Genomic DNA, 21232 nt, shown 5'->3' with positions numbered 1-21232 from the left:
AGGTAGACAGAGATGATTACAGTTGCACCACAAGTAAACCAAGCGAAAAGCGCGGCAAAGCTAGATTTAGAAAATCTAACAGCAGAACAAACAGCGTTAGAGATTAAAAACTTAGATCTATACTACGGTGATAAACAAGCGCTTAGCGGCGTAAATATGAACATCCCGAAAGGACAGGTAACGGCGTTTATCGGTCCATCTGGTTGTGGTAAATCAACACTTTTACGTTGTATCAACCGTATGAATGACCTAGTTGATAGCTGTCGTATCGATGGTGAGATCTTACTTCATGGTCACAACATCTATGATAAGAGCGTAGATGTTGCAGCATTACGAAGAAATGTTGGGATGGTGTTTCAGCGTCCTAATCCATTTCCAAAATCAATCTACGAAAATGTCGTCTATGGCCTACGCTTACAAGGTATTAAAGAAAAGCGTAAACTAGACGAAGTGGTTGAACAATCTTTACGTGGCGCAGCGTTATGGGATGAGGTTAAAGACCGTTTACACGATAGTGCATTTGGCCTATCGGGTGGTCAGCAACAGCGTCTTGTTATTGCTCGCTCAATTGCTATCGAGCCTGAAGTATTGCTTCTGGATGAGCCAACATCGGCACTTGATCCAATTTCTACTTTAGTTATCGAAGAGCTAATTAACGACTTAAAGAACAAGTTTACCGTGGTAATCGTTACTCACAACATGCAACAAGCTGCTCGTGTATCAGACCAAACTGCGTTCATGTACATGGGTGAGTTGATTGAGTATTCAGATACCAATACGTTATTTACAACACCAAGCAAGAAGAAAACAGAAGACTACATTACAGGCCGTTACGGTTAGTCAATAAAGTCACTTGGTACCGTAAACGAAATTTATAGAGGTAGACAATGGAACATAATATCAATAAACACATTTCGGGCCGCTTTAATGAAGAGCTTGAAAATGTGCGTAACCATGTATTAAACATGGGTGGCTTAGTTGAGCAACAGCTAAACAGTGCACTGGATGCTGTTAGCAATGGTGATGCGGATCTTGCACAAAAAGTTCGTGAAAACGACTATAAAGTAAATGCAATGGAAGTAAATATCGACGAAGAGTGCACACGCATTATTGCTCGTCGTCAGCCTGCTGCCAGTGACTTACGCCTTGTGATTGCAATCGCTAAAACAATTGCTGATTTAGAGCGTATTGGTGATGAAGCTGAGCGCATTGCTAAAGTAGCATTGGATTCGTTCACAAAAGATCAGCAAGATCTTTTGGTGAATATTGAAAATATGGGTCGTCAAGTATCGAAAATGCTTCATGATGTACTCGACGCTTTTGCACGTATGGACGTGCAATGTGCGTTTGAAGTGCACAAAGAAGATGCCAAAGTTGATCGTGAATACGAAGCAATTACACGTCAAATCATGACTTATATGATGGAAGATCCACGCTCAATCCCGAAAATTATGGATTTAGTGTGGTCAGTACGCTCATTAGAGCGTATTGGCGACCGTTGCCAAAATATTGCTGAATACATTATCTACTTTGTAAACGGTAAAGATATTCGTCATACATCTCAAGCAGATATAGAAAAGTCGCTGTAATTTTAACCGCTACTTTTCATTATTAAACCGAGCGGCCTTTGGCCGCTTTGTCTATTATTGGTGATGTAAGGCAGAAAAAGCGTTCACAATCGAACACAATGCTGTAAAATTCGCAGCTGCCAAAGCATACTAATTTATAAAGGGTCAGTTATGCCTACAAATGCATTTTTAGGGGTTTTTGCTAAATCACCTATTAAGCCTATGGAAGATCACATCAAGAAAGCACATCAAGCAAGTAAAGCGTTGATCCCTTTCTTTAATCACGTGTTTAAAGAAGAATGGCAAGAAGCGGAAGAAATCCGCCTAAACATTCGTAATTTAGAGCGTGAAGCTGATGAAATGAAACGTAACATCCGCCTTCAACTACCTCGTGGCTTATTCATGCCTGTTGAGCGTACCGATTTGCTTGAACTTGTTACTCAACAAGACAAGATTGCTAACAAAGCAAAAGATATTGCAGGTCGTGTAGTTGGTCGTGAGATGACTATTCCTGCAGAAATTCAAGAAGATTTCCTTGCTTATGTAACTCGTTGTGTTGATGCAACTAAACAAGCATCAAAAGCAATCAACGAGCTAGATGAGCTTCTTGAAACGGGCTTCAAAGGTCGCGAAGTGACTTTAGTTGAAAAGATGCTCGTTGAATTGGACGCAATTGAGCAAGACACGGATGACATGCAAATCAAAATACGCCGTCAATTGCGCGCTATAGAAAATGAACTTAACCCAATCGACGTAATGTTCTTATACAAGATCATTGAATGGGTTGGCGAGCTGGCTGATATTGCTGAGCGCGTAGGTTCTCGTCTTGAGCTGATGTTAGCTCGTTAATTAAAAATCAGTTCAAATTCGAAAAATTAAAGGTTCACACAATGGATATCATTGCAAATTACGGCACGTTACTCGTTTTAACTGCCGCCGCAGTCGGTTTCTTCATGGCTTATGGTATTGGTGCAAATGACGTTGCCAATGCGATGGGTACATCTGTAGGCTCAAAAGCACTTACAATTAAACAAGCAATCATCATTGCGATGGTGTTTGAATTCGCTGGTGCATACCTTGCCGGTGGTGAGGTTACATCTACAATTCGTAAAGGGATTATAGATGCCGCGCCATTTACGGACATACCAGAACTTATGATACTTGGTATGATTGCCGCACTATTCGCTGCTGGTAGCTGGTTATTAATTGCCTCTTTCTTGGGCTGGCCAGTATCTACGACTCACTCAATCATCGGTGCCATCATTGGTTTCGCATTGGTTGCAGTAGGTAGCGAAGCAATTCAATGGAACAAGGTAATGGGCATTGTAGGTAGCTGGATTGTTACCCCTGCTATTTCAGGTTTTATTGCTTATTTGATTTTCATGAGTGCGCAAAAGCTAATTTTTGACACTGATGCACCACTTAAAAATGCTAAGCGTTTCGTACCTGTATACATGGGTCTAGCTGGCTTCATCATGTCGCTTGTAACCATCAAGAAAGGCTTGAAGCACATTGGTATTAACTTAGGTGCTGTTGAAGGTTATGCGCTTTCTATCGCAATTGCAGTGGTTGTTGCAATCATTGGTAAATTCGCAATTTCACGCCTTAAAATTGACCCTAAAGCTGACAAAAAAATGCAATTCAACAACGTTGAGAAAGTGTTCGCAGTACTAATGGTACTAACAGCATGTTGTATGGCATTCGCACATGGTTCAAACGACGTTGCTAACGCAATTGGTCCACTAGCTGCTGTTGTAAACATTGTTGAGCACAACGGTGAAATCGCTAAGAAAGCGGCTATCGCATGGTGGATTTTACCACTGGGTGGTTTCGGTATTGTTGCTGGTCTTGCTATTTTAGGTAAGAAAGTAATCAAAACAATCGGTGAAGGTATCACACACTTAACACCTAGCCGCGGTTTTGCTGCTGAGCTTGCAGCTGCTTCTACTGTTGTTATCGCATCAGGTACTGGCTTACCTATCTCTACTACACAAACACTTGTGGGTGCAGTATTAGGTGTAGGTATGGCACGTGGTATTGCGGCACTTAACATGGGTGTAGTAAGAAACATTGTAGTTTCTTGGGTAATTACATTGCCAGTTGGCGCAGCCCTTGCTATTGTTATTTTCTACGTACTGAGAACTGCCTTCGGGGTTTAAAAAAGTACTAACAGACTTTTAGCTTGAAAAGATCTCAATGCCTTAGGTATTGGGGTCTTTTTATTTGCAGGTAGTAATATCAATCCGCAATAATATTTAATCATTTTGAAGGATAAACCTGTCGCTATCTGCGTTAAAGATTTCTCATTAAGAGCAACTTAATAGCGAAATTTTTGCCTTGTTATTAACGAGGTTTTATTGCCTCAAAATAGATCACTTAATTAAGCGATTTGGTATAAAAACAGAATATGAATAACTTACCAAGTATAAAACAGCTACAGTATTTATTAGCAGTCCATCAGCATCAACACTTTGGCCGCGCAGCCAGCGCCTGTTTTATTGGCCAATCTACATTAAGTAGTGCAATTCAAAACTTAGAAGAAACGTTAGGTTGTCAGCTTATTGAGCGTGAAAATCGCAGTTTAATGTTTACAGCTATCGGTGAAGAAGTCGTAGAGAAAGCTCGTAAAATTATAGACGATACCTTAAGCCTAAAAGAGCTAACAAAAAGCTTTTTGACACCGTTAAGCGGCACGCTCACCCTTGGCGTGATCCCAACGATTGCCAGCTTCATTGCCGCGCCTTTATATCATTTCTGCAAACAAACTTTTACTGAGTTAGAGTTAGTCTTGGTTGAAGATACCAGTGATAAGCTACTCGATAAATTAGAGCATGGCCAAATTGATATGGCATTGCTTGCATTGCCGTATGATACTGACAAATTCCATACTCAAGTGCTTGCAAAAGATCACTTTAGTTTGGTGCATCACAAAGACTATACGCCTGCAGCTGGGGTGGAAGATTTTAATCTACTACCGGATGCCAGCGTGTTTTTACTAGAGCGTGAGCATTGTATGACTGGCCATGCGCTAAGTGCCTGCCACTTGAATCGTTCAAGTTGTATTAATCCATTTGAAGCGGCAAGCTTACATACTTTGTTAAGTATGGTTGAGCACCAGCTAGGTGTGACTTTCTTACCGCAAATGGCTATTAATGCCGGCATTTTAGACAAGAAAGAAATGGTTGCTACGCCATCCCAGAGCGATGCGTACCGTGATATTGGTATTGTATGGCGTAAAACCACAGGCCGGATCAGAGACTTTAGGCTGTTTAGTCAGCAGTTAGAGCTGTTTCTTAATAGGCAATGTAGCTTAGATGGTCAGTGTGACGAATAATAAAAAACCGCAAATAAAAAACCCCAAATAAAAAATTTGGGGTTTTTTGTTATTTAAACAAACTATTTTTTTCCTTCCCTCGACTAACATAATAACAAAACCATTAAAGGCAGATCAGATGACGAGGCTAGCGTGTTTTTTCAATCACTTGAAACATTAATTGCCAAAGCGCAACAGGGCAATAAACGGGCGTGGTTGAAATTAGTCAAGCAGCACGAAACACAGGTATATAACTATTGCCTAAGGATGTTAAGCCATCCCGATGATGCAATGGATTTGATGCAAGAAGTGTTTATTTCTGTGTATAAAAGCTTACCGAGCTTTCGTGGTGAATCGAGCTTTAATACTTGGCTCTATCAAATAGTGCATCGGCGTAGTGTCGAATATTATCGTCGCCGTAAATTGCATCAAAGTTTGGATTCTGCGCCAGAAGAAAGCTGTGAGCGTAGCGAGTTAGAAACGAATCAACTGCAATCTGAGCAGCATCATGAACTAAAAGAAATGATGAATAATTTACCCTGGGAGCAGCGTTTAGTGGTGGAGTTAAAGTTTTTTCAGCACTGTACATTTGAAGAGATAGCTGAGCAATTAGGCATTTCGACCAATACAGCTAAATCAAGACTATACAGTGCGCTTGGCAAATTAAAAGTGCATTTGGAGGCCGTAGATGGCTAATTTAGATTCATTATTTACCGCATGGTTAGAAGGTGAGAGCTTAACTGATGAGCAAATAGCCTTGCTGCAAGCTAATGCTGAGTATGCATTAATGATGAACAATGCGATGCAGTGGCAACAACAAAGTAAAGACTATGAAACGGTGCCAGTACCAAACTGGGACAGAGAATCAAGTATGCCGAAAGTGCAAAAAGCTAACGTATTTTTTGGCTCTGGTATGTGGGCAATGGCGGCATCAATTGCGTTTTGTGCGTGGCTTTTTGTTAGTAATCCGCAGCAACAAAACCAGCAATTACTTGAGCAAGTCGCTAAACAAACCAACTTATTAGAGTCACAACAAAAGCAAATTGATCAGCTGCAAAACATTCTTACAGCACAAAATGAAGTGCAACAGCAGCAGATGTACCAGCTGGCTAAAGAAGCGATTAAAACTGGGCGAGTAGAGCGTCAAGAAGATATTGCTAGCGTGCTTGCCTATATCAAAACGCAGCGCGCTCAAGACCAAGCGTACTTACGTATGCAGTTAAATGATTTAGCAGAGCAAGTGGACGGCCGATCTATGCCAACCGTTGCCAACAACTTGGAGTATTAAGATGTCAAAATACACATTAACCTCAGCTGCCTTATTGCTTTGCTCAGCCGTAAGCGTGCAAGCACAAGCAAACGATGAATTAGATAAAATTCAGCGAGAAGTCGGGATCATGGAAAAAATCCTCACCGCAGCTTTAAAACAAGATACCGATAACAAGGTAAGAAATGTAACTTCAAGCTATCTACAACACCAAGGCGTGGTATTTAGCTTTGATGTACGAGGTAGTTCACGGTGGTCTTCGGTGTTTGCGTCTGTACCTGATGCGCCTCTTCCACCATTGCCAGATATCGACTTTGAAGAACTGGCTGAAATTGAGGTGTTAGGTGATCATGTGCAAGTAATAAGCGATGCCGTGGTAGTGAAAACGCAAGAAGCCTACCAGCAAGCAATGGAAGTGATGCGTGAAAGTGCTGAGCGAGTGCGTGATGTTGCTGAACAAGAGCGAGATATAAGCCGTGAAATTCGTGATCTTGAACGTGAAAAACGTGATTTGGAGTTTGACCGTCGTCACGACAAAGACGCCAAAGATCAAGAGCTCGAACAACGTAAAAAAGAGCTACAAGCAGCAATCAAAGAACTTGAAAAGCAGCAGCAAAAATTATCGCAAAAACAACAAGTAATGCGTAAAGAGTTAGCTGAAAAAAAACAAGCACGGGTGAAAGAGCAGCAGCAACAATTAGCTGAGCTTGTACAAAAGGTAAATAACAGCTTATCGCTTACCTTATGTGATTATGGTAGTGGCTTAAGAAACTTACCAAACGATGAGCATGTTAGTTTTGTCATTCGTGGTATTAGCGAAGATAAAAGTGAACAGGTTAAGGTGTTTAAAAAGTCAGATATTAAAAAGTGTGTGCAAGGTGATATAAAAGCCACGCAACTGCTTGAAAAGGCATCAAGCTATAATTTTTAGCTTGGCTAGCTCCCCAACTAAAAAGCAGCCTAGAGAGGCTGCTTTTCATTCATTGAAAAAGGTTTCAAGTCGGGTAAAAACAATAAATAAACCCATACGACTAAATTAAAATACGGCACGAGACCTAAGCCTGTAAATATCTTTACCGGATACCCCTTGAAGGTTGCATTACGGTAACATTGATACGCTATCCCTAAATTTACGAACAGCAACAAAACGATTAGTTGTGTCATCACTTTTCTCCTTTATACCGTTAATACATGAACTTATTAATATTAAGTTATTTTCAGTATGTATAATGTAATTGGTAATGTCATGTATTTTTTAAGTAATCACTATAAAAATACGACATTAGTTCCTGCTGTGGATTTAAGTATAGATGAGTATCGTGACTTTGGAAGTACTAAAAATAGGTAAAAAGTAGCAAAAATGCCGTTTTTTTTCACTTTATAATGCTAGCTAATTGTTAGTTAAATAAATTATTTTCAGATATTTTTTTTAGTTCAGCAGAAATTTTTTCAACCGGTACTGGGCGGGCGATAAAGAAGCCTTGTCCGTAATCAATTCCAATTTCTTTTAATGCTAAAAATATTTCTTTATTTTCAACATACTCAGCAACAGAACGCTTATCAAGCGAACGACTAATATCGTTAATGGCTTTAACTAAAGCAAGATCGATAGGATCATTTAGCATGTCGCGAACGAATGAACCATCGATCTTCACATGTTGTGCTGGTAATTGTTTTAGATAATTGAACGTGCTAAATCCAGTGCCAAAATCATCAATCGAAAAGTGACAGCCCAAGCCGTTTAAACGCTCTATCATCGCACGGGTTGCTGTCAGGTTTTTGATGCTTGCCGACTCAGTTATTTCAAAAATTATGCGGCTCGGTGCCACTTCATACTCTTCTAAGCTTGATTCAATATGCGGAAGCAAACGCTCATCTAAGAATGATTGCGCCGATAAATTGATAGCAATTTGATTAAGCTCTGGATGCTTTGCAACACTTTGAATAGCATTTCGAATAACACATTGGTCCATCAAAAATGTGTCATTTAATAACTCTAATGCAGGGATAAACTGGTTCGGGTAAATTAGCTCATCATTTAATTTCAAGCGCAGTAATGTTTCAAAGTAAGCAACATGATTACGTTTAAAATCCCAGATTGGCTGATAATGAAGCTCGATGGCATTTTGCTGAAGAGCCTGACGAATACTATGTCCCCACTCTAAACCAACTTGTAGGCTATTGTGGTTACTGTCTTCTTTGGAATAACAATGAACTAAGTTTCGGCCCAAACTTTTTGCCACATAAAGCGCGATATCTGCTTGTTTTAAGCATTCGCTGGGATCATTATTCTGTGCTGTAATTTGTGTCAAACCAATAGAGCAGCTAATTGAGTATATTTGCCCTTCAGAGTGAAATTGGTGTTTTTCAATAGCAACGCAAATGCTCTCAGCAACTAAGTGTGCATCAAGTAAGTTGGTATTTTTTAAGATAACAGCAAATTCATCACCGCCAATACGACAAATCAAATGCTCTTCGCTTATGTTAGCGGTAAATAGCTGGGCAACCTCTTTTAAGACAATATCGCCTTGTTGATGGCCTTTACTGTCGTTAATAATCTTAAAGTGGTCTAAATCGATATAAATAAGTGCGTGCTCAATATCGTCATTAGTGTATTTCTCTTGGCAAATACGCTGTAATTGTTGGTCAAAGTAATAACGATTGTGCAGCTCTGTGAGTGTATCGTGTAAAGCTAAATGGCGAAGCTGAAGTTCAGCTTGTTTTCGTTCATGAATATTATCAATGGTTGCAGTGATCGTAGCCGAGTTTTGACTATTTTTAATCAGTTGTAAGCGGCACTCGACCCAAATTGCATTGCCATTTTTGTGTTTAAGTTGTATTTCAACTTGTTGTTGTTGCTCGCCACCATGCAAAATACTTTGAATTGTATTTTGTAACTTGGTTTGACACTCTGGAAGACAGAAATCTGTGAGTGACTTTGATAAGCTTGATTTTATGCCATAACCAGTAAGACTTTCCCAAGCAGGATTAATGAAGCGAATATTTCCGTGCTGATCAAATTCAAGAACAACCGTATTAAGGTGCAATAAAATTCGTTGGTGCGCTGAAAACAGTTCTTTGTAGCGACTTTGGCTTTGGCTTAGCTGTTCGACCTTTTGCGCAAACTCAGCATAGCTAACCATAAAATCTTCGCGTCGGGCAGCATGATCGCACACCTTACTTAACAGTGATTGATCATAAGGTGCACGGATAAAGTCAGTCACACCCGATAATAATAACTGTTCAGCGTAGTCAGCATCATTATTATCAATAATGGTTACGATTGCTTGTTTTGGATTATGTTGCAAAATTTCGCTGATGAGTCCAGCTGCAGTATCAGAATGTGACTCAGTGGCATCAATCAAAACAATCGCAAACTTATGCTGTAAGTATGTTGCAAGCGTCGCTTTAGTTGAGGTGGTATGCGTTACCGCAAAGCTAAGTTTTAGTTGTTTGCTTATATCTTGTGCTTTGCGGCTGTCTGTTTCGAGTAGCAGTAAATTTAGGCGACTACTTTTTTCTAAATGGGTTGAAAGTACATTGGCAAGTACTTGCGGTAACATATCTTGGCGTTCGAATGGCAATACGGCATCAATACCGTAGCTTCGCGCAGTGGTTTCGGCAATGCGTTCGCAGTATATAGGAGGTGTTAATAAGATAGGCGTGTTTTTAGGTGTTTTTAACAATCCAGAGCGGATCATACGTGAAAAGCGCCAGCCATCAATTTTACCAACCTCAAGGCCAGTAATAATAATGTCCACCGGGTGACTTTTGAGTATTTTTAACGCGTCCTGAGAGTCGCTTGCTTCGATAAACTGAAATACATTTAGTTTATTGAGCGTAGACTTTACCGTCTCACGTTCTGCAACGCTAGCGTTCAAAATTAGCAGTTTTAACTGCTTTGCCATGGCGCTACTACCTCTTAACGAACCCATGTTTAGTGAATAAGCTAGAATAATGACATTTTGCCTAATCTACAAGCAAACTTTACCTAAAAGCGGTTATTTGGCCTTTGCTTGAGGTAGTGGGCGTATCAGAGTAAACTTGGCGCGTTTTTATTAATGAGAGATATGCTCCATGCGCGTAGCTGATTTTAGCTTTGACCTTCCAGATGAATTAATTGCTCGTTTTCCTAAAGCAGATCGAACTAGCAGCCGTTTGCTGACCCTTGATGGCCCATCAGGGAAAGTGGAACATAAAGTGTTTAGTGATATTTTATCACTTGTTAATGAAAATGATTTACTCGTTTTCAACAATACTAAAGTAATTCCTGCACGTATGTTCGGGCAAAAAGAGTCGGGTGGCAAACTTGAAGTATTAGTTGAGCGTGTGCTTGACGAACATCGGGTGCTTGCCCATGTTCGAGCAAGTAAATCGCCAAAACCTGGCTCAAAAATTATTCTTGAAGGTAAAGCCGAAGCTATCATGGTTGCACGTCATGGCGAGCTTTTTGAGCTTGAATTTGCCAAAGACGAAAATGTATTAGATATCTTAAATGACATTGGTCACATGCCTTTGCCACCTTACATTGATCGTCCTGATAACGAATCAGACCGCGAGCGCTACCAAACTGTTTATGGTGAAAAGCCAGGTGCAGTTGCAGCGCCAACGGCAGGCCTGCACTTTGATGACAAGTTAATGACGGCATTAAAAGACAAAGGTATAAACATGGCGTTTGTGACTTTGCATGTAGGTGCGGGGACATTTCAGCCTGTGCGTGTTGACTCAGTTGATGAGCATGTCATGCACTCAGAATACATCGAAGTACCTGATGATGTGGTTAAAGCGGTAGCCGAAACGAAAGCAAAAGGTGGTCGCGTAATAGCCGTAGGGACTACCTCAGTTCGCTCGTTAGAATCTGCTGCTAAAGTGCACGGCGGCAAACTTGATACCTACTTTGGTGATACCGATATCTTCATCTACCCGGGTTATCAGTTCAACGTAGTTGATGCTATGGTGACAAATTTCCACTTACCAGAATCAACCTTGATCATGTTAGTGAGTGCCTTTGCTGGCCAAGAAAACATCATGGATGCTTACCATACCGCAATAGAGCAAAAATATCGTTTCTTTAGTTATGGCGATGCCATGTTCTTAACGCGAAAATAACGACAGTTTAGATTTTAAAAAGCCCAGTTTTTTAACTGGGCTTTTTATTTTCGAATTTAGCCCAATTAATAGTAATAAAGCTGCAAACAGGGTAGAATCGAGCGGTTAAATTATAGCTTGTTGGACTGTTTTTCCGACACTGAGGATAATATGAAATTTGAATTAGACCGCACTGACGGTAAAGCGCGCCGTGGCCGCTTGATTTTTGAACGTGGTGTTGTAGAAACGCCAGCATTTATGCCTGTAGGCACATACGGCACCGTTAAAGGTATGACGCCGGACGAAGTGAAAGATACTGGCGCGCAAATTTGCCTAGGTAATACTTTTCACTTAATGCTGCGCCCTGGTACAGAAATCATTAAGCAACACGGTGACTTACACGACTTTATGAATTGGGATCGCCCAATTCTTACTGACTCAGGCGGTTTCCAAGTATTCAGCTTAGGCGCAATGCGTAAAATCACTGAAGAAGGCGTGATGTTCAGCTCACCAGTTAATGGTGAAAAGATCATGCTTTCACCAGAAAAAGCGATGCAAGTTCAGCGCGATTTAGGCTCTGACATCGTGATGATTTTTGACGAATGTACGCCATACCCAGCGACTGAAAAAGAAGCAAAAGATTCTATGGAGTTATCACTTCGTTGGGCTAAACGCTCAAAAGAAGGTCATGGCGATAACCCTGCAGCGCTATTTGGTATTATCCAAGGTGGCATGTACCCTGAGCTTCGTGCACAATCACAAAAAGGCCTAGAAGAAATTGGCTTTGATGGTTATGCATTAGGTGGTTTATCGGTGGGTGAGCCGAAAAACGAGATGATCAATATCCTTGATCACTGTGCTTACAAAATGCCGGAAGACAAGCCTCGTTACTTAATGGGGGTTGGTAAACCAGAAGACTTAGTTGAAGCGGTTCGCCGTGGTATCGATATGTTTGACTGTGTAATGCCTACACGTAATGCCCGTAATGGTCACTTATTTGTAACGGGTGGCATTGTTAAAATCCGTAATGCAGTACATAAAACAGACACGGGCCCACTGGATCCTGAGTGTGATTGTCATACGTGTAAAAACTATTCACGTGCATACTTGCATCATCTTGATAAATGTAATGAAATCTTAGGCGCACGTCTAAACACGATTCATAACTTACGTTATTATCAACGCGTGATGGAAGGCTTACGTAATGCCATCAGTAATGGCAAACTAGACGAATTTGTTGCAGATTTTTATGCACGCCGCGGCCAAGAAGTGCCAGAGCTTGCAGATACATCAGATTAAATTTTTAGAAAAATTAAAGAGGAAGTGAAATGAGTTTATTCATCTCAAACGCCCACGCAAGTGCGGCAGGTGCAGCACCAGCAGGTGGTGGCATGGAAATGCTAATCATGTTGGGTATTTTCGGTTTGGTATTTTATTTCTTAATTTACCGCCCTCAAGCCAAACGTGTAAAAGAGCATAAAGCCCTGATGAGCGCAATGGCAAAAGGCGACGAAGTACTAACGCAAGGTGGTTTAGTAGGTAAGATCGCTAAAATCGCTGATGACAAAGACTTCATCGTGATTTCATTAAACGACCAAGCAGAAGTAACAGTACAAAAATCAGCTGTTTCTGCAGTATTGCCAAAAGGCACTATGAAGTCGCTATAACAATAAAAATAAGGACTCACACGTGTTAAACAAGTTTCCATTATGGAAGTATTTACTTGTTCTTGTTGTGTTAGTCGTTGGTATTCTGTATGCCTCACCTAACTTGTATGGCCGCGACCCGGCCATACAAGTATCGGGCACTAAAGGTACTGATGCTGACCTCAGCGTACTCGATAAAGTAAATGCGACCCTCAAAGAACATAACGTTACTGTTAAATCAAGCAAACTTGAAGACGGACAAATCCTGGTTCGTTTTAAGAATGTTGAAGAGCAACTAAAAGCGCAAGATATACTGCGTGATTCCCTTAGTGAAGATTACATCTCTGCAATCAATATGGCTCCGGCTCAACCTGAGTGGTTAAAAGCATTGGGTGGTAACCCGATGAAGCTAGGCCTAGATTTAAGCGGTGGTGTTCACTTTACTATGGAAATCGACATGGCGACGGCGGTTGATACTCAGCTTGAGCAAATGGAACAAGATTTCAAAAGTGACTTACGTGAAGAAAAGCTACGTTATCGCACTATTCGTAGAGTAGCAGGTAGTGAGCGTCTACGTGTTGAGATGCGTAACGAAGAAGACAAAGATGCCGCAGAGCGCTTCTTATCTACTCGTTACCCGTTAAACGTATACATTGATGATAGCAGCAGTGATAACGCTTTTTTTGCCAGCATGAGCGAGCAAAAGCTAAAAGAAATTCGCGATTATGCTATCAAACAAAACGAAACTATTATTCGTAACCGTATTAACCAAATCGGTGTTGCAGAGCCTAACGTACAGCGCCAAGGTGCTGAGCGTATTATTGTGCAACTTCCGGGTGTACAAGATACTGCACGCGCTAAAGAAATCTTAGGTGCAACAGCAACGCTTGAATTCCGTGAAGTTGACGAAAATGCCGATGCAGGTGCCGCTTTACAAGGTCGTGTACCGCCAGGTACTGAAGTGATCATGGCACGTGATGGATACCCAGTGGTACTTAAGCAACGCATCATCCTTGAAGGTAGCCACATTACTGGTGCGCAATCTGGTATGGATGAGTATCAGCGCCCACAGGTTAGTATTACGCTAGACAGCAAAGGTGGCGCAAAAATGAATGCGTTCACTAAACGTGCTATCGGCAAACGCATGGCCACAGTATTTATTGAATATAAGCCATCAGGTAAAACAGATGAAAACGGTAAAGCACTTCCACCTATTAAAGTTGAAGAAGTGATTAACGTGGCGACGATTCAAGCCCGTCTTGACCGTTCATTCCGTATTACTGGTATCGATAATCCAGCTGAAGCACATAACCTGAGCTTATTACTTCGTGCCGGTGCACTTGTTGCGCCGATTCAAATCGTTGAAGAACGCACGGTAGGTCCAAGCTTAGGTCAAGAAAACATTGAAGCGGGTATGACTGCGGTTGTGCTAGGTTTCGTGTTTGTGCTTGTATTTATGCTTTTTTATTACAAAGGTTTCGGCATGGTGGCGAACATCGCACTGGGTGCCAACTTAGTATTAATTGTCGGTGTAATGTCGCTTATTCCAGGAGCTGCGTTAACGTTACCAGGTATCGCAGGTATCGTATTAACTGTAGGTATGGCGGTTGATGCTAACGTACTTATCTTTGAACGTATCCGTGAAGAGCTTGAAGATGGTCGTAGTCCGCAACAAGCGGTTCATTTTGGTTACGACAGCGCATTTAGCACAATTTTCGATGCTAATATCACAACGCTTATCGCAGCAGTGATCCTATTTGCAGTGGGCACTGGTCCTATTGCTGGTTTCGCAGTAACACTTGCGATTGGTATTATCACCTCTATGTTTACAGCCATTGTTGGTACCCGTGCGGTAATCAACTTATTCATTGGCGGTAAGCGTATTGATAAGTTGTCGATTTAGGAGTCAGCATGCAAATTTTAAAACTCGGTGGTAAAACACTCCCGTTTATGAAGTTAAGAAAGTTTGCCATGACATTATCAACTTTGTTGATTTTGGCTTCTTTCGTATCGTTTTTTACTAAAGGCTTAAATTTCGGCCTCGACTTCACAGGCGGTACTGCTGTTGAAGTGGGCTTTACTCAAGCACCTGATCTTAAAGAAGTACGTGATGCAATCACAGAAAGCGGCTTTGAAGATTTCTCGGTGCAGCTGTTTGGCTCAAGTAAAGAGATTCTAGTCCGTCTTGCTCCACAAGGTGCTGGCGTAAAAGCAGAAGTGATTGGTAACCAAATCATTACGGCATTACAAAAAGTTGAGCCGACAGTAGAAATGCGTCGTATCGAGTTTGTTGGCCCAAGTGTTGGTGAAGATCTAAAAGAGCAGGGTGGCCTTGCCATGTTAACTGCACTTATCTGTATCTTAATTTACGTTGCGTTTCGTTTTGAATGGCGTTTTGCGGTAGGGGCGGTATCAGCACTATTACACGACGTTATCATTACATTAGGCTTATTCTCAATACTAGGTCTTGAGTTTGACTTAACGATTCTTGCGGCAATCTTGGCGGTAATAGGTTACTCACTTAACGATACCATCGTTGTTTCTGACCGTATCCGTGAAAACTTCCGTAAAGTGCGTATTGATGACACCATTGAAATTATCGATATCTCATTAACGCAAACGTTAAACCGTACCCTAGTAACATCAATCACCACTATTCTAGTATTGATTGCGTTATTTGGCTGGGGTGGTCAAACGATCCACGGTTTCGCAACGGCATTACTGTTTGGTGTGTTCATCGGTACTTATTCATCTGTTTATGTTGCTTCAGCTGTAGCAATTGCAATGGGTGTAAGTAAAGAAGACTTAATTCCAGAAGTAATTGAAAAAGAAGGTGCGGATCTCGATCCTATGCCTTAACTGAGTGTTAAAAAGAAAAACCGCCCTAAATTTAGGGCGGTTTTTTGTTTTTATATACACTGGCAATGATATTCAATCATTCAAGTGACAAAACTAATCACTAATTGCGTTTTGTCGCCTAATTATAAACTTGCTTCGCCTGAGCCTGATCTAATAGTGATACTATAATGTGCTCAATAGCCACACCTGCATAGAGCTTACTAATGTAAGATTTATATTCATTACAAAATGACGTGTTTTCAACAAGTGCGCCAAAAATGCTAGGTTGCTCCAGAAAAGCGAGCGGGGAAATTCGCGATGCATGAGCTGCCTGTTGTAATGTTTCAGCCATATCATCGATGATCTCTAAAGGCTCTCCTTGTTGGGTTAAATGCGTATCACTATATAAACACCATCCAGCAATAACTAAACTCGCAATAGCAGTATTACCGTTGCTTTTGAGGTTTTCTATAATTGTTGGTACCAAAAAAGTAGATACTTTGGCTGCGCTTTGTGAGCAAATTCTTGTAAGGCTATCTTTGATATTTGGATTTGCAAAACGGGCAATTAGTGTTTTTTTATAGTCACTAAGGTCAATACCCGGTACGGCATCTAAAATAGGTGTGACCTCTTTATCCATAAACTCGGTTATAAGCTTAGTGAACAAAGGATCGCAGATTGCTTGTTCAATAGTTTGATAGCCGCGTAAAGAACCTAAAATGCCAAGCACTGAGTGGCTAGCATTAAGTAGACGAATCTTCATCGTTTCGTAAGGTGTTACATCATCTACAATCTGGGCACCAACAAGTTCCCATGCTGGGCGTTGTTGACTAAACTTGTCTTCAATCACCCATTGATGAAATGGTTCACAAGTAACAGGCCATTTATCAATAATGCCCAAATTCTTAGCAAGTGCTAAGTCGCTTTGATCCGTTGCTGGAGTTATTCTATCTACCATGGCATTGGGGAAACAAACATGGCTTTCGACCCAATCGGCAAGTCCGTGGTCGAATGCTCGAATATAAGTAACAAGCATTTTTCGAGTAATGTCGCCATTGTGTTGGATATTGTCGCATGACTGAATGGTAAATGGCGGTCTATCGGTTTTTCGACGACGTGCTAATGCAGCAGCCAAATAACCAAAGATAAGCTTAGGTTTATCTGGGTTAGCTAAATCATGCTGAATATCAGGGTTAGTAAAGTCAAATTCACCGCTAGATGGATCGTAGTTATATCCTCCCTCGGTAATTGTTAATGATACAATATACGTTTCGTCAGCAGCCATTTTACTAATGACTGCTTCAGGGTCGTCAGGGGCCATTAGAAAATCCGTCATGCAGCCAATAACTTGCACTTGCGTATGTCCATCAGTGTGCTTCGTCAAAATTGAGTAAAGGTAGTCTTGTGATTCTAGATGTTGTTTTACTAAGCGGTCTGCTTCACGTAAACCAACACCACATATACCCCAGCGTAAATCATCACTACGGTTAATATAGTTATCAGTGTAGAAAGCTTGGTGTGAGCGATGAAATCCACCCACCCCTACGTGAACGATACCTGATTGCAATGCTTGGCGGTCATATTCTGGGACTGCCACTGTGGTCGGTAATGAGCTCAACGTAGATTGCTGTAGTGAAATTACGTCCATATCTTAGCTCCTTAAACTTGCTGGCTGAAAATGGTTTCTACGATGCATCGCCCAGTAAGCTGTAGCAAAATAGATAATTGTGCAGGCAAATCCAATGTTAAAGAATAATGTTCGGTTAGCCTCGTATGAACTGATATCAGGTGAATAGAACATGGTTTTAGTAGCCAGTGCTATCGTTACACCTAAGCTTAACCACGCAAGTGTTGACAATAGTTTGGTAAATCCACGCTGATCAATGGCGAAATGAGGCTCTTTAGCTGCTTGCTCTGCATGAAATTCTTTTACACGTGTATCAAACGCAGCAAGTTCAGCTTCTTGTTCTGGGTATGAATCAGCAGCTCCGTATCTTTTAGCTAACTGGATATAAACGATGATGCTAAATATCCATGTTGGGATGAATAAGTAGTAAAAAGGCATAATGTCTATCGCATTCAACGTAAAGCCAAAGACGAGTCCCAGAGCCCATGATAAAACAGCCGCAGAGCTGTGCTGAAGCTGTTTGTATGTTACCCAATAGCGAGTTAACCCAAGTTTTGGAAATAAGAAGTGCTCAGCAAATACAATAGCGCCCACAGGTACAACTAAGAGACCTGCATAGGTTAATAATGGCAATAGTTTGGTAAATACAAACGGAAAACATGCAATGATGACTGTAACTATACCTACTAAAAATGTGGTTCTAGTTCGAGATTGATTACTAAAAATAGCTTGAGCAGCAAGGCCTGCACGATACAGGTTGGCATTTGCAGTTGTCCATCCTGCGACAATAACGATCACTAACCCAGATAAGCCTAGTGCGTGAAAAGCAACATCGCCGGGATCCAATTCAACAATAGACTTTTTCACTAGAACTGCAGTTCCCGCGCCCATAATACCTGCAGAGATCCAAGCTATATAGTGCCCAAATAACATGCCTGCAGAGGTACATAGCCCATAACTTTTTTTCTTTGCATAGCGCAGAAGAGCCATGTCTATTAAGCCAAAATGGGTAATTGTATTTGCAGCCCAAGAAAAGCCTATAACTTCGAGTAAACCAATTCCGGGTTCACCATTGGCATCAAGACCCGTCCAAACAGAGATGCTGCCAATATGCATAAAGTCTCCCCAGCTAGAGACGACTGTTTGGCCAATAACAGCATTTGCAAGCTCTGGCATAAGCACTAATGGACCACTTATAAACATCACGAATAACCAAGGAGCGCAAATACCTGAAAAGCGTGATACGGCGTTAAAACCATACATGGCAACAAGTACAACAATGATCCCTACAGCCAGTACAACCATGACAAATAAAGAGTTAGTTGGATACCAGTTAAGTTGAGCCGGAATATTTAAAGCAAAGCGGACTGCGGTCGCAGAAACTGTAATCATGGCTGCAGAAATAACAGTAAATATAATTACATTCGCCCAGTTGTATAGCCGGGTCATCGAGTCACCAGCAATTTTTTGTAGGTAGGTATATAAACTTAAACGTGTTTCTACAGCTATGGGGGTTGTTATGAGCGTCCAACTCAATACAGCAAGAATATTACCGATCAGTAATCCAAGGAGGATATCTGTCATGGTTGCGCCAAGTGCGACAAATGTTGCACCAAATACAAACTCCGTTGCAGCTACGTGTTCACCTGCATATAGACCTAAAAAGTGCTTCCATCCTTTGAGTTTGTGTTGTGCAATCGGTAATTGTTCCTCTTCTAATCCTTTTAAATCGACCTGATTACTTTTCATAAGTACTTGTCCCTGTTAGTCATATGACGTGCTGCTCTTTAATGTTCTTTAAAGGGATTCTTTTTTATTAAAACTTCCTAAAAATATGAAAACCTCGACTCAAACAAGGTGTGTGTTATGGATCAACGCGTCTAATTCAACTGTAATAAATTACCTACTCCATGGTAAATAATTTGTTTGGGCATTGTTGTTGCCTTTGGGCATAATCCTACCGGTGTATTGTTTTGTCAATAATAAGTTAATGAGTGGATAAAGAGGGAGGTTCATCATTCATCATAACTCTAGTGATATTTAACTGACTTAATGTTGTTTTTTAGTGATTTCATACTGTTATTTGTCATTTCGATGTTTGGCAAGCTCTTGCTGTTTTTATTGACAAATATTATATGTGTTGGGAATATACTCAATCAGTGTTTGTTTGCTCAAATTGAAAGGTGGTAGTAACAATTTGGCGATGAGTTTAGAGCACTCGAGCGTAATTAAAATGGAGAACACATACATGGATAACAATCAATCGATTGCAGTAACACAGAAATCAAAAATGTTGTTTTTTCGTTGTTTAGTGAAAAAGCGATGTTTAATTCCTTCAATGTCAGCGATTTTGGTTTTAAGTTCTTTTACAAGTCATGGGGCTGAAACGTTTGATGCACAAAAATATATAACAGGTGACTGGAGCGGGGCACGATCTGAATTGTCGCAGCGAGGTATGGATTTTCGTTTAGGCTATTTCAATCAGGTTGCTCATAATTTGAAAGGCGGTCTTGATAATGAGGTGGCTTATGCTGACCAATTTTTTGTTGGTGGATATATTGATCTTGAAAAGCTTTTTGGTTGGTCTGGGGCTGAGTTTAAAGTAGAAATTACAAATCGAAATGGTGAGCTAATAAACAACAAGGCAGGTATTCCATCATTACTTCAATCACAGCAAATTTATGGTCGAGGAAATGTAACTCGTCTCACACAATTTTCATTAACTCAACAGCTGTTCGATGATCAGCTCAGTATTAAAGTTGGTCGAATTTATCCAAGCGCTGATTTTTTTGCTATGAGCTGCGCTTTTCAGCATTTAACATTTTGCAGTGGTGGTTCATCTAATTATTTGAGTAGTAGTTGGTATGGTGATCCATTGAGTACTTTAGGGGCGCAATTAACGTATAAGTTATCGGATAACTTATTATTTAAAATAGGTAGCTACGATGCAAACCCACAAGTAATGTCGTTGAACCAAGGGTTGAAGCTGCATACATCAGGTGGTATTGACGGTACCACCGTGGTGGGAGAGTTAGAATATAAAGTGAACTATGGGCATGGCTTGCAAGGGGATTACCGAGTTGGTGTCGTTCGTAGCAGCCTAGATAAAGCCAAGCTTGTAAATGAAGCTGGCTTTCCGGGCGGTTCGACTATTGATGCTGTTGCGATTGAAGATACGGATAACGCATTTTATTTTAACCTTGAACAGCAAATAACACGCAATCCATCAGGTGGTGGATTACGGGTATTTGCGAGTATGATTCATGCAGATAGTAGTATTAGCGCAGTGGGTGAAGTGATCGCGATAGGAGGGTTTATTACAGCGCCATATGCTAGTCGTCCTAATGACCGTATTGGATTAGCTATTGGGCGAAACAGCGTCAGTAAAGAGTTAACTGATGCACAGCATAAATATAATGTAAATCATATAAATAGTGATTTTAATGTGCGTAGTCATGAATACCCTATTGAGCTTAACTACAATTATGCAATTACGCCTGCGATTGAGTTGATGCCAAGTGTTCAATTCATTATTCATCCAAATGGTGATCGCGATGAAGAGAATGCCATCATTGCGGGTTTACAGCTGAGTTTTAACTTCTAATCTCTAGTTTTATATTGTGTGCCAATAGATGGCTGTAAAAACCAATAGATGGCTGTAAAAAATAGTTAAGAAATATCCCGCTAGTTTTTTGCAAAACCAATAAGAAACAGCACGATTCATAAGTGAACGTGCTGTTTTTTAAGTTTTACTCGCACTGTGTTTGTTGTTCAGTAAGGCTTTATTTAATCGTTGCTTGGTGGTTACTCTGTAAAAATAGGGTAGAAATCATGTTTAATACTTCCTTGAACCCTGAATTTTGTTTTAGAGTAGTAATACTATTA

General features: G+C 40.7%; 18 protein-coding genes. 14 read left to right on the top strand and 4 right to left on the bottom strand.

Annotated features, from left to right (window positions below; genetic code table 11):
• Nucleotides 1-12 precede the first annotated feature (12 nt).
• The 8 genes from pstB (at nt 13) to L1267_RS12940 (ending at nt 7079) form a co-directional block, all read left to right on the top strand.
• On the top strand, nt 13-840 hold the full coding sequence (gene pstB / locus L1267_RS12975; RefSeq protein ID WP_135923308.1) for a phosphate ABC transporter ATP-binding protein PstB: 828 nt from the start codon (nt 13-15) through the stop codon (nt 838-840).
• Between the two features lie 47 nt (nt 841-887).
• On the top strand, nt 888-1589 hold the full coding sequence (gene phoU, locus L1267_RS12970; protein WP_054552476.1) for a phosphate signaling complex protein PhoU: 702 nt from the start codon (nt 888-890) through the stop codon (nt 1587-1589).
• 150 nt (nt 1590-1739) lie between these two features.
• On the top strand, nt 1740-2417 hold the full coding sequence (locus L1267_RS12965) for a TIGR00153 family protein (protein ID WP_135923309.1): 678 nt from the start codon (nt 1740-1742) through the stop codon (nt 2415-2417).
• A gap of 41 nt (nt 2418-2458) precedes the next feature.
• On the top strand, nt 2459-3727 hold the full coding sequence (locus L1267_RS12960) for an inorganic phosphate transporter (RefSeq protein ID WP_135923310.1): 1269 nt from the start codon (nt 2459-2461) through the stop codon (nt 3725-3727).
• Between the two features lie 248 nt (nt 3728-3975).
• Complete coding sequence (locus L1267_RS12955; protein WP_235383119.1) at nt 3976-4902, top strand: hydrogen peroxide-inducible genes activator; 927 nt, start codon at nt 3976-3978, stop codon at nt 4900-4902.
• Between the two features lie 132 nt (nt 4903-5034).
• The gene (locus L1267_RS12950; RefSeq protein WP_135923312.1) at nt 5035-5577 is read left to right on the top strand and encodes an RNA polymerase sigma factor; all 543 of its coding nucleotides are present in this window, start codon (nt 5035-5037) and stop codon (nt 5575-5577) included.
• Nucleotides 5570-6169: a hypothetical protein gene (locus tag L1267_RS12945; protein WP_138556703.1), complete on the top strand. Its 600-nt coding sequence runs from the start codon at nt 5570-5572 to the stop codon at nt 6167-6169. The genes L1267_RS12950 and L1267_RS12945 overlap by 8 nt, the downstream gene beginning before the upstream one ends.
• Nucleotide 6170: 1 nt before the next feature.
• Complete coding sequence (locus L1267_RS12940) at nt 6171-7079, top strand: hypothetical protein (protein ID WP_235383118.1); 909 nt, start codon at nt 6171-6173, stop codon at nt 7077-7079.
• A gap of 29 nt (nt 7080-7108) precedes the next feature.
• Here L1267_RS12940 and L1267_RS12935 read toward each other — a convergent pair whose 3' ends face one another.
• On the bottom strand, nt 7109-7312 hold the full coding sequence (locus L1267_RS12935; protein WP_135923315.1) for a hypothetical protein: 204 nt from the start codon (nt 7310-7312) through the stop codon (nt 7109-7111).
• A 233-nt stretch (nt 7313-7545) separates the two neighbouring features.
• Nucleotides 7546-10056: a two-component system response regulator gene (locus tag L1267_RS12930; RefSeq protein ID WP_135923316.1), complete on the bottom strand. Its 2511-nt coding sequence runs from the start codon at nt 10054-10056 to the stop codon at nt 7546-7548.
• A gap of 169 nt (nt 10057-10225) precedes the next feature.
• Here L1267_RS12930 and queA point away from each other — a divergent pair, with 169 nt between their 5' ends.
• The 5 genes from queA to secF all read left to right on the top strand — a co-directional run bounded on the left by queA (nt 10226) and on the right by secF (nt 15741).
• Nucleotides 10226-11257: a tRNA preQ1(34) S-adenosylmethionine ribosyltransferase-isomerase QueA gene (queA, locus tag L1267_RS12925; RefSeq protein ID WP_235383117.1), complete on the top strand. Its 1032-nt coding sequence runs from the start codon at nt 10226-10228 to the stop codon at nt 11255-11257.
• Between the two features lie 150 nt (nt 11258-11407).
• Nucleotides 11408-12535, top strand: coding sequence for a tRNA guanosine(34) transglycosylase Tgt (tgt, locus tag L1267_RS12920; RefSeq protein ID WP_058583935.1), 1128 nt, complete (start codon nt 11408-11410; stop codon nt 12533-12535).
• Nucleotides 12536-12564: 29 nt separating this feature from the next.
• Nucleotides 12565-12903 (top strand): preprotein translocase subunit YajC, encoded by a 339-nt coding sequence (gene yajC / locus L1267_RS12915; RefSeq protein WP_036973302.1) that lies wholly within the window; start codon nt 12565-12567, stop codon nt 12901-12903.
• Nucleotides 12904-12925: 22 nt separating this feature from the next.
• Nucleotides 12926-14785, top strand: coding sequence for a protein translocase subunit SecD (gene secD, locus L1267_RS12910; RefSeq protein ID WP_135923318.1), 1860 nt, complete (start codon nt 12926-12928; stop codon nt 14783-14785).
• An 8-nt stretch (nt 14786-14793) separates the two neighbouring features.
• Complete coding sequence (gene secF, locus L1267_RS12905; protein ID WP_135923319.1) at nt 14794-15741, top strand: protein translocase subunit SecF; 948 nt, start codon at nt 14794-14796, stop codon at nt 15739-15741.
• A gap of 118 nt (nt 15742-15859) precedes the next feature.
• On the opposite strand, the gene L1267_RS12900 is transcribed toward secF, so the two are convergent.
• Entirely contained in the window at nt 15860-17368 is a 1509-nt protein-coding gene (locus L1267_RS12900; protein WP_235383116.1) for a mannitol dehydrogenase family protein, read from the bottom strand.
• Nucleotides 17369-17371: 3 nt separating this feature from the next.
• Nucleotides 17372-19096, bottom strand: a complete 1725-nt coding sequence (locus L1267_RS12895; protein ID WP_235383115.1) for a purine-cytosine permease family protein — start codon at nt 19094-19096, stop codon at nt 17372-17374.
• A 499-nt stretch (nt 19097-19595) separates the two neighbouring features.
• Between L1267_RS12895 and L1267_RS12890 the strand changes: the two genes are divergently transcribed.
• A complete protein-coding gene (locus tag L1267_RS12890) occupies nt 19596-20951 on the top strand; it encodes a carbohydrate porin (RefSeq protein WP_212748188.1) in 1356 nt (451 codons plus the stop codon).
• Nucleotides 20952-21232: the final 281 nt, after the last annotated feature.

The sequence above is a fragment of the Pseudoalteromonas sp. OFAV1 genome (assembly GCF_021532595.1).
GTDB classification, from domain to species: Bacteria; Pseudomonadota; Gammaproteobacteria; order Enterobacterales; family Alteromonadaceae; genus Pseudoalteromonas; species Pseudoalteromonas lipolytica_C.
This window is presented reverse-complemented; position numbering and strand designations above follow the sequence as displayed.